The sequence below is a fragment of the Shewanella woodyi ATCC 51908 genome (assembly GCF_000019525.1).
GTDB lineage: Bacteria > Pseudomonadota > Gammaproteobacteria > Enterobacterales > Shewanellaceae > Shewanella > Shewanella woodyi.
On sequence record NC_010506.1, the window covers coordinates 511,701 to 528,213 of the forward strand.

12 protein-coding genes and 1 pseudogene are annotated in these 16,513 nt (G+C 43.1%); 6 read left to right on the forward strand and 7 right to left on the reverse strand.

All coding sequences use genetic code 11. From position 1 onward, the window contains the following. Positions 1–264: 264 nt before the first annotated feature. Complete coding sequence (locus SWOO_RS02140) at positions 265–1,650, reverse strand: hypothetical protein (RefSeq protein WP_012323062.1); 1,386 nt, start codon at positions 1,648–1,650, stop codon at positions 265–267. A 719-nt stretch (positions 1,651–2,369) separates the two neighbouring features. Further along, positions 2,370–2,468, reverse strand: a pseudogene (locus tag SWOO_RS02150) (magnesium chelatase); the annotation flags it as partial. A 223-nt stretch (positions 2,469–2,691) separates the two neighbouring features. Here SWOO_RS02150 and SWOO_RS02155 point away from each other — a divergent pair. Further along, entirely contained in the window at positions 2,692–3,660 is a 969-nt protein-coding gene (locus SWOO_RS02155; protein WP_012323064.1) for a glucosaminidase domain-containing protein, read from the forward strand. Between the two features lie 9 nt (positions 3,661–3,669). Here the strand turns inward: SWOO_RS02155 and SWOO_RS02160 are convergent, their stop codons facing one another. The 3 genes from SWOO_RS02160 to SWOO_RS02170 form a co-directional block, all read right to left on the reverse strand. After that, positions 3,670–4,965, reverse strand: coding sequence for an anaerobic sulfatase maturase (locus SWOO_RS02160; protein ID WP_012323065.1), 1,296 nt, complete (start codon positions 4,963–4,965; stop codon positions 3,670–3,672). A gap of 54 nt (positions 4,966–5,019) precedes the next feature. Continuing rightward, the gene (locus SWOO_RS02165) at positions 5,020–6,561 is read right to left on the reverse strand and encodes an arylsulfatase (protein WP_012323066.1); all 1,542 of its coding nucleotides are present in this window, start codon (positions 6,559–6,561) and stop codon (positions 5,020–5,022) included. 86 nt (positions 6,562–6,647) lie between these two features. After that, on the reverse strand, positions 6,648–8,387 hold the full coding sequence (locus SWOO_RS02170; RefSeq protein ID WP_012323067.1) for an N-acyl-D-amino-acid deacylase family protein: 1,740 nt from the start codon (positions 8,385–8,387) through the stop codon (positions 6,648–6,650). 199 nt (positions 8,388–8,586) lie between these two features. On the opposite strand from SWOO_RS02170, the gene SWOO_RS25740 reads away from it, so the two are divergent. From SWOO_RS25740 to SWOO_RS02180, 3 genes are all read left to right on the forward strand, one after another. Further along, positions 8,587–9,639, forward strand: coding sequence for an AraC family transcriptional regulator (locus SWOO_RS25740; RefSeq protein ID WP_012323068.1), 1,053 nt, complete (start codon positions 8,587–8,589; stop codon positions 9,637–9,639). Next, positions 9,596–10,153 carry a glucosaminidase domain-containing protein gene (locus SWOO_RS02175; RefSeq protein WP_229377283.1) on the forward strand — a complete coding sequence of 186 codons (558 nt, stop codon included), beginning with the start codon at positions 9,596–9,598 and terminating at the stop codon, positions 10,151–10,153. The genes SWOO_RS25740 and SWOO_RS02175 overlap by 44 nt, the downstream gene beginning before the upstream one ends. Before the next feature lie 205 nt (positions 10,154–10,358). After that, on the forward strand, positions 10,359–12,788 hold the full coding sequence (locus SWOO_RS02180; RefSeq protein WP_012323070.1) for a PKD domain-containing protein: 2,430 nt from the start codon (positions 10,359–10,361) through the stop codon (positions 12,786–12,788). A gap of 224 nt (positions 12,789–13,012) precedes the next feature. Here SWOO_RS02180 and SWOO_RS02185 read toward each other — a convergent pair whose 3' ends face one another. Continuing rightward, positions 13,013–13,672, reverse strand: coding sequence for a glutathione S-transferase family protein (locus tag SWOO_RS02185; RefSeq protein ID WP_012323071.1), 660 nt, complete (start codon positions 13,670–13,672; stop codon positions 13,013–13,015). A 114-nt stretch (positions 13,673–13,786) separates the two neighbouring features. Between SWOO_RS02185 and SWOO_RS02190 the strand changes: the two genes are divergently transcribed. After that, positions 13,787–14,632, forward strand: coding sequence for a LysR substrate-binding domain-containing protein (locus SWOO_RS02190; protein WP_012323072.1), 846 nt, complete (start codon positions 13,787–13,789; stop codon positions 14,630–14,632). A gap of 38 nt (positions 14,633–14,670) precedes the next feature. Here the strand turns inward: SWOO_RS02190 and SWOO_RS02195 are convergent, their stop codons facing one another. Further along, positions 14,671–16,218: a thioredoxin domain-containing protein gene (locus SWOO_RS02195; protein ID WP_012323073.1), complete on the reverse strand. Its 1,548-nt coding sequence runs from the start codon at positions 16,216–16,218 to the stop codon at positions 14,671–14,673. 32 nt (positions 16,219–16,250) lie between these two features. On the opposite strand from SWOO_RS02195, the gene SWOO_RS26215 reads away from it, so the two are divergent. Then, complete coding sequence (locus SWOO_RS26215; protein WP_229377284.1) at positions 16,251–16,424, forward strand: hypothetical protein; 174 nt, start codon at positions 16,251–16,253, stop codon at positions 16,422–16,424. Positions 16,425–16,513 lie beyond the last annotated feature (89 nt).

Genomic DNA, 16,513 nt, shown 5'->3' on the forward strand with positions numbered 1-16,513 from the left:
CTTAACTAAGGATATAGGGCGAGCAATAATTAACCTTGCGCTATCGCTGTGAAAAGACAAAGTGCCGGTCAAAGAGATGTTACTGTGTCCCTCCTGAAATCGAGTACTCATTGAATGAACAGCGATTTCCACTAAAGGTCGTAAGGCATGGGTAATCGGAGAAATAGTTAAGTAAAGCTATACTACTTAAGGAGATAAGTAATGAGCTTATTGCTTCACTAGCTTGTAAGAGGTGAGAGCTCAATGCTGAGAGCGATAGAGGGGTCACAGAGCTTTGAACTCATGTACTGCCCCACAGTCGTGGCAAATAAGTGCGACTCGGTCATTGCTCATGTCGGCTTTGACAGCTTTGGAAGAGCACTCTAAGCAAGCCAAACCGTGCTCATCTGCAGGCTTTGGCTTGAACTCACCAACCTCGCTTGAGTTGAATAGAGGGTGCAATTCATCCATCCAGTACAGCTCTGGTGACTTTGTAAAACCAGCGTCTTCATCTTCAAGTAATAGGTCAAAAAGAACCTTACTTAACGCACTTCGAGGACAAGCAGATACCCTACTGCTAGGATACATTGACCACTCTCCCTTCAATGCTCTTTCTCCTAGAGACATCATCTTATTAGGGATAGTATTTCCAGCATGTTTTTTACCTGTGGAGTACCCTTTTGAATAAAACAAATGTGCGTTATCAACAGCCTTGCGAACGAAGTAATAGATTTGAGATACCGAAAAGTTCTCTAGTAGAACCTGGATGACTTCACGCGCTTTCTTATCTGCACCGAATTGGACGTCTAACTCATCAGCCTTATAGTAAAGATACTGTAGAACTTCTTCGGTAGCGATTAGGTACAGGAGGCCGTATAGCTCCTCTCCCCAGCTTTGCTTGTCATTTTCTCTTAGGTCTCTATAGATAGCCAGATGAAGAGTTTTTAAGTCGGCACGTGTGCCTGCATCAATAGAAATATTGGAAATCCATTGCACTCTGAGCGGGTAAAAAGACTCAAAATCCTCCTCCTCATTAAATGCACTAAAACGGGACTTAGGGTCAACAACGATGACTTTTGCTTCATAAAGGTGGGCTATGAATTCATTTGTCATGGATTCAGTGGGACATAAAGGGTCAACTCGTACTGAGTCATTTAATGAAAGAATACAGTCAAATTCACCGTCTGTATGGTCTCTAAATAAGGTCAACAGTATGAGCTTTTCTAAAAAGTTTAGAGATGAATATGGAAGAGGCTGTTTAGATTCAACAGAGTAGTGGCTTTCAATTTTCTCTCTGTCTTCAAGCTCCTTTACTCTTTTAGCCTCTAGCCGCTTTTGTGCGCATTGCTTACATCTGCACTGCTGGTTAGAGTAACTGTTCTCGTATACCTCATGGCCGCACGCTGAACATTCGATTGGGTGAGCGCTGCTGTAACCACTCTTACTTTTACGCTTCTGCAGCATAGGGAGGTCGCAGTAATCACATTGGCAGTCATCACGTAACAGAGGTGGCAACAGTTTGATCAGTTTATTGGGGTTAGTCTCTATGGAGAACTCTTCAATTAGCTCTGAGTTCTTAACTCCAGATAGGTACTTTTGATACAGTTCTTCAATCTGCTCAGCAGAAAGGTGGCTAACTTCAGGCTCTAGTTCTATTTCAATGCTACCCATCTTATCCTCAAGTAAGCCTTATTTTTTTTAAGATAATATCTGAATAGATGACACTATAACTGTGACGACAACCAAATCAATGACTAAATACTCGGATACTTTGGTTGTTTACTATCCGTACCAGCTGACGTCCACAAGACTCACAGACCAGCTGCTCAACTTTAAGCGGTAAGTCTTTTCTTTTTATCGGTTTAAGCCATTTTCTTGCTCTTTTCATAGTCTTAATCTGGTAAACATTAGTTTTAGTCAAACCACCGCATGGGCAAATCATAATCAACTCCTAAATTCAGGCAATAGAATCCATAAAGCCTACTGTGAAGTACGGTAGACTTGAGGAGCGAAGTGACAACATCATTAATCAAAGAACCTACTCCTTATCAGCAACCCGTGAACCTTTCGGAGCGTGGGTAAAACGCAAGCAGAGCCATCGTTACCGCTGATGGTGGGATAATCTTCACCGTTAGTGCTGTTTATCCCCGAGGCAATGATGTGTGCCATTAGGGAGTCCGACTTAAGACCGCATTGAGTTCATTCGATAGGCAGGTAGTAGGTCAATTGTTTATAGACCTTGTGTTTGTCGTGGGCTGCAAAGTTTTGATAACTCGCCTTCATCACTACTAACTACATCGAGAGTCTACAGGCACAAACCAAAAACGACTTATGGAAGTGTTATCTGTAAACTTCTCTTGAGTAATTAATAGTTATAAATGCCAATCTTTTGAGAATGCTGGAAGACCGTTACTCAGGTGAACCTCAACGGTGACGGAGGGAGCGTCGACGCCTTTGCTGGCACGGGTGGCGACACAAGCGATGGCCATAAACAAATCCTTTTGTTTAATAGAGTGATTAGGCTGCTCTATTTGTATGTTATTAAAAGTTAATTTTTCCTAAGTATTGAGTGTAGCAGTGGAATTGTTCTATGGCTTATTGAACCGAAATGATAGTGCTTGGTGATGTATCTATTTGAGGTAAAATTATTAGCTTAGTTTGTCGAGTCAAACTTAATATTTGGCTCGCTAGTTGACTGCGGAGTTAATCCCTATGACACCTATTCGTACCCTAAAAGCTATGTTGTTCATTGGCGTAGTGGCTGCCACAGAGGTAATGGCAGCGAGTTCTGGCCATACTTTTGAAACTGAATTTGGAGCTCCTCTGATGCCGGAGAGGATTGGACAGCCTTATGCTGACGTTAAGGAGGAGAGTACTCTCTCGGGAGCGGCCCAGCTGAGTAAGATGTTTGCGCAATCAGGTTATAACCTTGAGACAGTTAGGCAAGACAATAGGGCTCCTGAGCTGTATGTGATAAATCTTCCAGATGATCTTAACCAGCAGCCTGTTGAGAGTAAGATTAACGATTTTGTGCGCTTGTTGTTGCCTAACGTCTTAGCGGTCAATCAGCAGATCTTCAAAGTCAGGCAAAGCCTTATGTCGATGGCTAAACGGCCTACTGAGAGTTTGACTGCGAAGGAGACAGTGTGGCTACAGGGGTTGGCGAATGACTACGGCCTTAAAGAGCGTGATGTGAAAAGTGGCAAGAGCAAGGCGGTAGATATTAAGCTGCTTCTGCAACATATCGATGTGATCCCGACGGGCATGGTGTTGGCTCAAGGGATAGATGAAAGCGGCTGGGGCACCAGTCACTTTGCAATACAGGGGAACGCGCTTTATGGGGAGCATCTACCTCAAAGTGGCGGCAAATACCTGACCACACCAGGTGGTCATGTCAAAGTTGCCGCCTTCGACAGCTTGTACCAGGGGACCGCTGCTTATATTTATAATCTTAACTCTAGCCGCGCCTACCACGGGCTGTGGCAGTTACGTCAGCAGCTGCGCTTGCAGGGAAAGCCCGTTACAGGATATGAGTTAGTTGGGGCTTTAGTGGATTACTCGGTACGTGGTCAAGCCTATGTGGATAACCTACGCAGTCTAATCGAACATCATCAGCTGGATAGTTATGATAACGTTGAGCTAACACCTGAGCTTGGGCGTAAACGTATTAAGTTTAATTAAGCTATCTTACTACTCTTTTCTCTCTAATATGGCAGCAATACCATTAAGAATGGGCTTTGCATGTTCGAAGAACTGACTAAGCCCTGAGCATAGGTAGTTTAAACCTAGCTCACCATCAGGGGTACGAATTAACCTGTTTTTAGGGCACTCTCCCCAGCATAAATTTAGATGGGGGCACGATTTGCAATAATTTGGCAAGCTGTCACGCTTAGCCATACCAAAGGTTTCTTGGCGAGTTGAAAATACCAAGTTATTTAAACTGCTTTGATGGATATTCCCTAGCTCATATTCGGGATAGACATAATGATCACATGAATATACTTTGCCATCATGCTCTACAGCTATGCCTTTGCCACAAAATTCTGCCATTACGCAGATTTGAGCGGGTAACCCCATTGTTTGTGCGACGGCAGTTTCAAACAAGTTCACCAATACTCGACCCAAATCGTTATTGACCCATTCATCGAAAACCGAAATTAAAAATCTTCCCCAATCATCAGGATCTACCGACCAACTTGTAACTACTGACATTGGATGACCTGGTTTTGAAAGCTCACTTCCTATAATTGGAATCATCTGTTCATTCCAAAATTGTGGTGCGGTTTGAGTGAAGTTATTACCTTCTACACAAGGGGTAAATTGAATATAAGTTGCGCCTAATTCTTGAGTTAGAAATCGGTAAACCTCTTTCGGATAAAGCACATTTTTACGGTTGATAACCGCTAGGGCATTAAATTGAACACCGTATTTTTTGAGTATTCTCGCTGCAGCCATTACTAATACAAAGGTGGGTTTTCCACTACGAGTAACACGATACATATCGTGTAGCTCTTGTGGGCCATCAATGGATAATCCGACTAAAAAGTCATGCTGTTTTAGAAAAATAGCCCACTCTTTGTTGAGTAATACTCCATTGGTTTGTAAGTCATTTTTTATGGTTACTCCAAGTGGGCAGTATCTTTGTTGAAGTTGGATCACTTTCTTGAAGAAATCCAACCCCATTAGTGTTGGCTCGCCACCTTGCCAGGAAAATATGATCTCATCGCCATCTTGGCTATCTATATAATTTTGAATAAAAAGGGAAAGTGTTTCATCAGACATGTGACTCTGTTGAGGCTGGCCTAATAAGTCCTTTTTGTGTAGATAGAAGCAGTACTGACAATCTATGTTGCACCTTGACCCCGTTGGTTTGGCCATCGCATGGAAACGCCGAACGTAAGCGGGATGAGGGTTGAGATCTTTCTCTGCACTTAGCAGGGGAGCTGCGTCCATATAGGTACTCTGTTTCATTGAATATTGAACCATACACTGCCGCCTAATTTTGAATACATTTGAAGCTTGTCCCACCTAGGAAATATGTTATTTTACAAAGCTTGCTGGTTTTTGCCGGGGAGGATAAGCGGCTAGTGTGGCTTTCATTTTGCCGATCTCTGCTAGTGCTGGCATCATGATAAAGGAGTGCTCATACCACCATTTATCATAACCAAATCCAGTATCACCGCGCTCGAATGGATCTGTTTCCATATCGAATAGTAGTGGTGCTCTCAGCTTGGTAAATGGATCTCGCCAAACATCAATGCCACTACTTTCTTGAATGTTGAAATGTAACTTCCAGCGACCATATCGCATGGCGAGTAGATCACCATCGTCACTCCAGTAGAAGAAATTTTGTCGAGCTGTGGGCCCTGTACCCATAATGAGTTTTCGTTGATCAAAACCGTCTAGGTGAACTTTATAAGTAAGTTCATTAACGGTGTAGCCGTTGAGAAGTTTATTTTTAATTTCAGTCTCTCCCGCGGCTGCTAGCAGGGTGGGTAACCAATCTTCACTAGCAAACATTTCTCGGATCACAGAGCCTGGTTGTACCTGTCCAGGCCATTTAATCAGTGTTGGCACTCGAAATCCCCCCTCCCATCCTGTGTTCTTTTCACCCCTAAATGGTGCCATGCCTGCATCAGGCCAAGTGGAGAGCATTGGGCCGTTATCTGTGGTGTAGATAATGATGGTATTATCGTCTATGCCCATCTTCTCAACTTTATCTAATAGCTTGCCGACTTGATCATCATGTTGCAGCATTCCGTCAGCATATTCATTTAAGCCTGTTTTACCTTTGTACTGTGGTGGAACATGGGTAAAGTTATGCATGCGACTCGGGTTTACCCATATAAAGAAAGGCGTGTCACTCTGAACCTGTCGTTCCATGAAATCACTGGCTGCAGACATAAATTCATTGTCAATGGTTTCCATACGTTTGCGTGTTAAGGGGCCTGTATCGATTACGTCACCTTGGGATGGTGAAATGTTTCCTTGAGGATTATCTTTTTCGACACTTTTAGCTGTGGACTTTAATACGCCTCTGGGAGCGAAGTGTTTAAGGAAGTTAGGATCTTTTGGATAGTCGGAGTGTTCAGGTTCCTCCTCTGAATTCAGGTGGTACAAATTGCCCATGAATTCATCAAAACCATGATTAGTTGGTAGGTACTCATTGAGATCCCCTAAGTGATTTTTACCGAACTGCCCAGTGGCGTAGCCTAAATTTTTGAGTAGGGTCGCCATGGTGGGATCTTGTTTTGATATCCCTTGTTTAGCTCCTGGAAAACCTACTTTTGTCAGACCTGTTCTAATGGGCATCTGTCCAGTAATAAATGCTGAACGCCCGGCCGTAGAGCTTTGCTGTGCATAATAAGAGGTAAATTTAGCGCCCTCTTTGGCGATACGGTCAATATTTGGCGTGCTATAACCAAGCATGCCTTGGTTATAAGTACTTAGATTCCAATAACCTATGTCATCGCCCATGATGACGAGGATGTTTGGTTTATCAGCCGCATAAGCGTGTATGGCACAGCTACTTAAAGCAGTTGTTATCGCTGTGGTCATTAGATTCTTTTTGATTATTTGCATTGGACCCTCTTTACTCTTAGCAGTGCATTACTGTGTTGGTAACTCACATATTTAGGTTACTAATATTGATCGATAAACCGATTGATCTATTTAGCAGGTAAAAAAGTTCCAAAGCCTTTATCAATACCTAATTCAGGCGCTAGAGTGTTATTTTCAAATGCCAACTTGCCATTAATGAGCACCGTATTGACTAAGTCTGGGTTTCGATTGACTAACCTCTGTAAGTTAAAGTTTTCCATCTCTTGCCAGCAAACCTCCTCTAGGTTTTGCTTGAAATGCTGTGGGTTGATAATGGTGACATCTGCACGATCGCCTATTTGAATTCTACCAGCATCAATACCAAACCAATCAGCCTGATCGCCTGTCATTTTCCATACTGCTTTCTCCATACTCATCATAGGCTGGCCTTCGTCAATACTCTCTTTAACGAGTTTTAGCATGCGTAATGGCAAATTATAAAAAGCCATATTGCGTATGTGAGCTCCCGCATCGCTGAAGGTGATAAGTGATTTATCATCTTTCACCATGTGCTTTAAAATATGCTTTCGATGGTTTGCTACTGTGGTATACCACCTTAAGCTTGTACCGAATTCCACCACCAGATCTAGAAACAGATCCACCACATGAACATCACGGTTTTGAGCGACATCAGAGAAGTTTTTTCCAATAATACTGGCATCAGGACAGTCTAAAATAATGGCGTCGCCAAAGTCTCGTTGCCAGACTCTAGGGCTGAGTTTCTCTCCATAAAACTTTCTAAAATCTCGACGATATTTTTCATCTTTTAAGAGTGCATTTCGGCTGATTTGATCTTTTAAATCTAACGCCATCTCACCTGCCCCAAATTCTTCAAAAAAGACTACATCTATGCCATCTGCATAAACTGTGAAAGGGGTTGGCAAGACCTGCCAGCGAAAATCACCTTTGAAGAAGTTGGTTACCCTTGCGGCTAAATTGGTTATTTTACTTAGGTAGACACTGCCTTTAAGATCCATGCGACTGATGAGGGTCGTTTTAAGCGGCTTTCTAAAAATACCCATGCACTCGCGCATATATTGGTTTATCTGCAATATTGCGGCTGCGTTAGGTGCCCCTTGGTGAACGCGATCATACTGTCTGACCAATTTATTTAAGCGTGATACCTCTCGCCAACGTGCATAAGTGCTGGGCAAGCTTTTTGACCAGGCTCGGTCACCGTCTATTTTGTCCCACTTAAGGCGCATAGTAGATAGGCCTAAGAACCCAATCTCCAATGACTCTTTAAGCAGAGCCTCCATCTGTAGCATCTCGCTCTCAGTGGGAGTGGCATCTGCATCTGTCGAGCGCATTAGCCCCATTACACCAGCTCTGAGGTCGCTATGGCCTAACATAGAGATAACGTTAGGTCCTAATGGGTGCTGTTTGACAAAATCTACCCACTGTTTTGGTGTGTTCCAGGTTTTATGTTGTTTGATTATTGGCAAGACTCTTTCTCGAGGAACGGTTTCGACTCGAGTAAAAATATCTGAGGCATCTTCATATTCACTACAGATCATACTTAGTGAGCAGCTGCCAACCATCACAGTGGTGACACCGTGCCGCACAGATTCAGATAAACTTGGGCTGGCAATGAGCTCTGCGTCATAGTGTGTATGAGTATCGATAAACCCAGGCATCACCCACATCTTATCTGCGGTTATGACTTTTTCGCAATGGTCTTCATTGAGCGGCTCATTACAAACTTGGGTTATTTTCCCTGCCTTTATGCCGATGTTTTTAACAGTGGCGTGCTTGCCTGTCCCATCGAAATAGAGGCCATTCTTAATGATTATGTCAAATTCTGCCATTGCCTAATCCTCCTATTAGTGTTTCTTTTTAGTTTTTTTTTCAGGTAACTTTTATTAGGTTACGTGTTAGTTAAACTGCTTTCTTGTCATTTGACGACACAGCTTTAGGAAGCTAGGTTCTTTTTTTATCAATGGGTTAAGTCTATTCTCGCTTTAAAGGTGAATGATTATGATTCCATGATAGTGGACGGAGGGAGATATGAATGAGACATATTTGATACGAAGCGCTGCGTTACAGGGGTTTAGCGACTTAGTGAAATCCTATGATGGTGAGCCAGCTGAACTGCTTGAAGCGGTGGGGCTCTCCTTTGAGGAGTTAAATAGTAAAGAAACTCTTATCTCTTTTCTCGCAGTGCAGCAGCTACTGGAGTTAAGCGCGAATAAACTCAATGTTCCAGGTTTTGGTTTAGCTTTATCTCAAGGCCAGAATATAGATATGTTGGGTCAATTAGGCCTACTGATGGCAAGCTGTAAAACCCTTAAAGATGTCATGTTATCGGTGCAAAGGTACATGTCACTACATTCGCCAGCGGAGAATTGGGTATTCAGTGAGGTTAATAATCTTGTTTATATCACTCGGTTTGAGTATGAGGCCAATACTGTGCCGCTTAAACAGATAAAAGAGTTGTCATTGGGGGTATGTTTTAAATTTTTGCAGCTTTTCATTGGACTGAGTTTCACAGCCACAAGGGTTGAGTTATCTCACAGTCCCGTGTCTGAGCTGAAGGCTTACCGTAAGATATTTAAAGTTGATGTGCAGTTTAACCAAGAGTATGACCAGATAATATTTGATAAGAAATATTTACAACAAGTTGTGCATCTTGATGATCAAAATCGAAATGAGTTTTTAGAGAAGTACATTGATAACGCTGTATCTGCGACAGATTATAATAATCTTGAGCGTCAAATTATGGGGCTGTTGATCCAATATATTGGTTCAGAAAATGCTTCTCTAGACAATATCTCCCGTAAACTCGGTATGAATAAAAGGACCTTGCAGAGACAGCTTAAAACTCAACAGATTAATTTTAAAGGGATATTAGCAAACATACGTGGGCGTAAGGCGTGTTGGTATCTTAGTGCAAGTGAAATGAGCATTACTTTAATCAGTGAAGCGCTAGGATATAAAGACGTTAGTGCCTTTTCTCGTGCATTTAAATTGCTTTACGGTACTTCGCCATCGCAATGGCGTAAAGCCAGAGGAGAGTTTGACTGCGAAGGAGACTGTGTGGCTACAGGGGTTGGCGAATGACTACGGCCTTAAAGAGCGTGATGTGAAAAGTGGCAAGAGCAAGGCGGTAGATATTAAGCTGCTTCTGCAAAATATCGATGTGATCCCGACGGGCATGGTGTTGGCTCAAGGGATAGATGAAAGCGGCTGGGGTACCGGTCACTTTGCAATACAGGGGAACGCGCTTTATGGGGAGCATCTACCTCAAAGTGGCGGTAAATACCTGACCACACCAGGTGGTCATGTCAAAGTTGCCGCCTTCGACAGCTTGTACCAGGGGACCGCTGCTTATATTTATAATCTTAACTCCAGTCGTGCCTACCATGGGCTGTGGCAGTTACGTCAGCAGCTGCGTGTGCAGGGAAAGTCCGTTACAGGATATGAGTTAGTTGGGGCTTTAGTGGATTACTCGGTACGTGGTCAAGCCTATGTGGATAACCTGCGCAGTCTTATCGAACATCATCATCTGGATAGTTATGATAACGCCAAATTTAACTCGGCAGAGGGCCGTCATTTAATTAGGTTTAAACACTAATTTGTTAATAATTTGGTTTTTATGTGCCTTTTTACAATGCCGTAACCATTTGGATTTAAATTAGATACATGAATGTGTACTATAACCAGTTCATAAATAAAGCGTAGGTTTGTAAATCTAAGAGGAGACTAATGGAAGCTTCTCTTTTTAGATTGGTTCTCTGACCTACCATTTTTAAAAACAATGGATTATAGGATTAATAATCATGTTGAAGAAAAGTCTAGTTTCATTATGTGTTACCAGTGCTTTAGTGAGTGGATGTGGTAGCTCTGATGATAATGAGCCTCAAGTAGAAGTTAAAAATACAGCCCCCACACTAAGTGCCAATTTTACACCAGTAATAGAGAAGTCTGAGTCGACGCTATCAGTATCTGCAAGCGATAGTGATGGCAGTATTGCGAGTTATTTATGGGAACAAACTGCTGGTCCTGAATTAGAGTTAACTGGCATAGACTCGGAGCAAATTAGTTTTACCGCTCCTATGGTATCTGTCGATACACCAATCAGTTTTAAAGTGACGGTGACTGATAATGAAGGCGCTACAACTTCGGTGACTGAGGACACCAATATTGAGCGAATTGAAAGCATCTATAAACTTGCTGGCAAGGTTGTTGGTGAACAATATATTGGTGCTAAAGTTACTGCGGCTGTCGGTGAAGAGTCTGTAGAAGGTCTAGTAGACGATGCTGGCAGCTTTACTCTCGATCTCGCTGTTGATGATGATGTTGCGTTAAATTCAAGTGTTAAGTTATCAGCAAATGGTGAAACATTATTAGGACTTAGCTCTTTGCTGCCTTCTTTAGAACAATTAGGTGGCTTGATTATTGATGCGCAAGCAAGTCAAAAGCGTCAAAGTGTTGCTTCCCAAGCTGCACAAGCACTTGAGAACACTCCTACCATCTCAGTATCTGCAGTATCAACGGCATTATACAGTCTTCTCGTTGCTGCAAATGGTGGTGAAGAGCCAAGTAACATAGAGGTTTTTGAGTTGGTCGAAAGTCAGGTTGACCCTGACGCCTTGATTGAAGCGGCTGCAGTAGTGCAGATTCTTATTAATAGTGATGATGCAATACTCGAAGACGGAGCTGATTTAATCGCGGTTCTTGCCGACCCTGTACAGTACAATGCGTTGGTTGAAACGATTGAAGAGGCGACGCCTGGTGCTATTGAGGATGCAGTTGATGCAGTTGTTGCGGATCCTGAGTTAACGCCACCGGTTGAAGCGGCTGATATTCCATCTTTATATTATCGAACCTCTCCAGTAGCGCCGACTTTTATTGCTCGTGGCGGTAATCGCTATGAGTTTGCTGAGGATAGTACAGGTGAAGTTGCGACAAGCTATGGGGTCTCATCGTTTACATGGTCGTTAAATGAAGGTGACATTATGCTGACTTATCTTGAAGATCAAGGCAGTGTTAGTTATCCAAGTGTCGACTCAATTGCAGGACTTACCCAAGAACAGATAGACAAAATACACGACGTGGGTATTTTTCAGGTTGAAGTGACAGATGAGAGACTTACTGAGCGTATGACTCGTTTGACAACGGGCTCTGCTTTAGATACGTATCGTATAGAAGTGGTTACTCGAGTAACTATGGCTCCCATCGAGCTCGATACTGAAGTGATTACTATTCCTGCTTGGGGAGATACTTACTCTTCAGATACCTTAATGCGTAAGTCGGCTAGCGGTGGCGTTGAGTTTGTCGATGCTGATATTGCCGGTTTATGGGGTTTTGAGGTTTATAATAACGAAGGAGTAAACTCTCTCGGTTCTGCGGCTACTAACCATTTTGAAGTGTTGGAGTTTCTGACCGATGGTAGTGGCACGAGTAAAGATAGCGGAGTGGAGTTTGACTGGTCTGTATCCAATGGAGTTTTGACCATAGTTTTTGCTGACTTTAGCCAAACATACTCAGTTATTGACAGTAACGAAGGTGACTTGGCGATATACTCTGAAGCTTCAGATCATGATGGCAAGTTGTTAGCGTCACTATTTGGCTATGGAACTCAGTTAGATGCAGACACAAGTTTTACTGCTGAAACGGCAGTAACAGGGTCAGAGCAATATTGGCAGTCAATGATAAATCAGTGGACAGCCAGCTCTTGGGATGGTGACAAACTGAATTTTTGCTATGACACGGATAATCTTGATTGCACTAGTTGGGGCAGTGTATTTTTTGGCTTCCAAATTTTAGACGACAGTTCAGGCACTCGTTTTTATGACGTAGAAGGTACACCACCTAATCTTACAAACTATTTTGGTAATGAACTTAGTTGGACTGTTGAGGCTAATGGAAAGCTTAAACACACCTATGTTGATTGGAAGTGTTGGGATAAGGATGAGTCTTGTCGTAATCGTCAGTGGCGCTTATTGAAAACAGTTGATGGTCGTTTAGGTCAGCGTATTTATGTACAAGAATTTGACCAGCTTAAAATTAATTCAACTGATGATTGGGAGTATTTTATTGCACCGCGTTGGAATATGTATGAGTTAATTGACTTAGAATATTTTAATGATGTTAATACTGCTCAGTCGAATGCCGCAACTAAGAGACAGTCGAGTAGCAAACAAGCCATCACTAGTGTTGAGAGAACCATTCTTGAGCCAACTAAGGCTGCACAACTTCATCATTAAATTTTTAAAGGTGGAAATATTGCGTAATTAATGTGTTACAAAGCCAAGCCCTTTACTCAATCGTAAGGGGCTTTTTTATGGCCGATAGGTATATCTGTTTAAGGATAGACACCTAGAGCTGCGTTCTATTCTAATTGATGGTCGATGAAATAGTTTTGGATTGAAATCAGTGAGCCATCAAATCAGTAAACTCTCTTAAATCCTGATTCAACGTCGTGGTGGGCTTAAAGCTCAACCCCTGCTTCATCCTCATTAACTATCTCTGTTTCTTCAAGTGCCGCTGCTATCCACTTTTGCATCTCAGGGCTCTGTGTTAGGTGTTTCATATATCGGCGTGAACTGTCGGATACGGCAACGCCATAGGTGTGAAAACGCATTACAACAGGAGCGAACATCATATCTGTGATGGACCAAGTGCCAAATAGCCAGCTTCCAGTCTTGCCTGTGTCGAACTCATCCATCTGCTGTGACCAGATGGTATCGATACGCTGAATATCTTTTTTAGCAGCTTCGCTGAGCTGGATGCAGCGGGTGGCGCGGATATTCATTGGTAGTTCATTGCGCAGAGCATTAAAACCAGAGTGCATCTCGCAGGCGAAAGATCGGGCTTTGGCTTTTTGACTTAGGTTTTCAGGCCAAGCGGAACCAGACATATAAGCATCATTGATATATTCACAGATAGCTAACGAATCCCACACTTTGATGTCGTTATCGATTAAAGCGGGGACTTTCAAGTTGGGCGAGATCTCCTTTAACTGTTGATAGAAGCTATCAGTAAAGAGTTTTAGCTTGATTTCGTTAAATTCGATCCCTGATTTCTCTAGCATTAACCAAGCTCTCAGTGACCAGCTAGAGTAATTCTTGTTGCCGATGTAAAGTTCCATATAATCTCCTTTTGATCCGTTACTGTTTTTTTACTATATGGGCTTGTACTGATGCTGACTAACGAATAGATTTGATGTTATCTATCAATAATTCGAATGGGTAAGGCTGAGAATATGGATATTGATGCTTTAAGAAGTTTTATCGCTTTTGTGGAAACCGGCAGCTTTACTCGCGCGGCGAAACAGACACATAAAACACAATCTGCAGTCAGTATGCAGATGAAGCGCTTGGAGGGGGAGTTGGGTAAAGGTCTGTTTGAGAAGGAGGGGCGAAACTTAGTTCTCTCTGTTCAAGGGCGACGCCTAGCACTTTATGCCAAGCCTCTTTTGCAGCTTCATGATGAAACGGTAGCGACTTTAAAGTCACCAGATGTGAGGCCTCGATTACACCTTGGTTGCCCAGATGACTATGCGGACTCTATTTTGCCGTCCATCGTTAAGTTGTTACATCGCTATCTACCAAAGTTGGAGCTGCAGATCACTTGTGCTTCCAGTTACCTTATCAGGGTGATGTTAGACAGTGGGGAGCTTGATGCCGCCATAGTGACTCGCTTGCCTGATTCTGAAGAGGGCTATCTGCTGACAACCGATGTGGGTGTGTGGATAGGTAGTGAAGAGATGGATATTACTGCCCAAAATCCATTACCAATTGTGCTGTTTCAAAAGGATTGTAAGTTTCATTTAGCAGCGATAGATGGCTTGATGAAACAGGGACGGGAATACCGTTTGATGGCCTCAAGTAGCAGTGCTACAGCTATTAAAGGGATGGTTAAACAAGGGATTGGACTCGGTGCGATGGCTAAGTTGAGTGCAGGACAGGATTGTTTTGTTATCGAGTCTGAGAGTTTACCTCCATTGCCAAGCATAGGTATTGCACTGGTTATCTCATCCCGTGCTCACTCTCCTTTGTCGGCTGAATTGGCGCAGCAGTTAGTAAAAGGATTTACTGAAATGACATGATGGGTATAAAAGGGCTCTCGATAGGAGCCCAAATGCTGTTATTGTTTCGTTTTGTAGTCAAAGCGTAGGGGAAGACCCTCCCTCATCACTAATAGGGTGATCTCATTTTGACCGAGTGCATCCCATAGGGGGTTCGAGCCTTCATGTACCCATTGGTTGTTGGCTTGAAGTACTACATCTCCAGATTGAAGTCCTAAGGTTTTATAAAACTCATTTCTGTCGATATCCGTTAACTTTAGCAAGTGAACCCCTTCAATCTGGTGCTCCGTTGCTTGAAAGTGTTGGGCCAGTTGCTGCTTGTTTTGAAGGTGCTTTGAGAGCCAGTTTCTAGATAGTTGCATCTTGGCCGTAGTGGGAAGTTGCTCAATCCTTTGTACTTGAGCACTGCTTGGCTCTCTACTGACTGAGCTGTCTCGTGATGAGTTGCTGGCAGGAGTCATACTGACCGTTGCGGGTTTATCTTGACCTTGGCTTAGTCGTAGAAACTCCTTTTGACCATTGTTGTTGAGTAATACTCGTTGTGACTCAATGGCGGTTAAGGTCACATCTAAATTTACACCACGTCTGCTAACCAGATTTAGGCCATCGCCATGCTTATATTCGGTCAGTGTTTGGTTATTAAGATCTTGAAGTTTGGCTCTTGAATCCTCTGTAGGATCTTTGACTGAAGTCGAGACTAAACGAAGGGGCAGAGTCGTGGGAATTGGTAGACCTAAACGGATCAGCTCCTGATTGATGTAGTAACCATAGCCATCTGCGGTATTAGCGCCTTTAGTGTACAAGCCATTGACGAACAGAACCGGCACATTGCCAAGGCCTAAACGTTGGGCTAACTCTTGGTCTGAGTCTAACTTGTCCTGATATTGGTTGTGATCGATACATTGGCTAAAGCTTTTGCTATCTAAACCAAGTTGATTGGCGATGATAAGGTAGCGTTCTCGATTGAGCTGATTAATGTTGCTATATAGCGCCTCTTGATATGCCCATTGGCTGCCTGATTCTGCTGCGCAGAGGTTGGCATTCGCTGCGGCTTTGCCGTAACGATGAAAGGTTTGTGGTAGATCGTAGAAGACTAAGTTAATGAGTTCGCCATATCGAGTCTCTAGCGTTCTGAGCTCAGGTTGTAGTCGAGCACAGTGGGAGGACTGAAAGCTGCAAAACAGTGAGAGCTTTACTACTGCATCTGGATCACCTTTTATCGGCTTATCGGTATCTGGTAGGAAAAACCTTGGTGCGGCAGGAGGGGTTAGCAGTATCTCTACGTGAGGTGCCGTTGATTTAGTGAGTTGCTGCTCTACTTTTGAGGCAACTGCCGTTTCCAACGCGGCTTTTCTTAACTGATATTTATGCCATTCAAGATCGAACAGCTTTAATTGGATACTGCTGTCTATTTGAGTCATTAAAACGGGTTCATTGTCTATGGTTGCGACAATTTGCTGGTGCCTGTTTCCTGAGTCGATATCAAGCTGCTTGCTGACTTTGCGTTCATTGAGCTCAGTTGAGGAAAGTTGAGGTTGCTCAGAATCGCTGCAAGCGACTAGCAGTAGGGCAAGTATCAGGCTGAGATTGAGAGTGGATCTTTGCATAGCGTTGAACCTAGACTAAATATGAAAAAACCATGGGAACAAGATTGAACCCATGGTGTACTTATACCAACCAGTATAAAGGTGTGATCGCTCAGCGAGAATCTAGTGGTCCTGAGGCAAGGTCTTTAATTGCTCCTGCATTAATGACATTCACCACATCCATGTGGTTTGCAGCGAGTGAAGAGCATAGTTATTCTACGGTTTAGCTCGTTAACACGGCATCAGGACCACTAAAACTCGCCTGTAAGGAGTGTTTTTGGTTGCCTACTTCTGCGTTGAATGAACTCACAAGGGA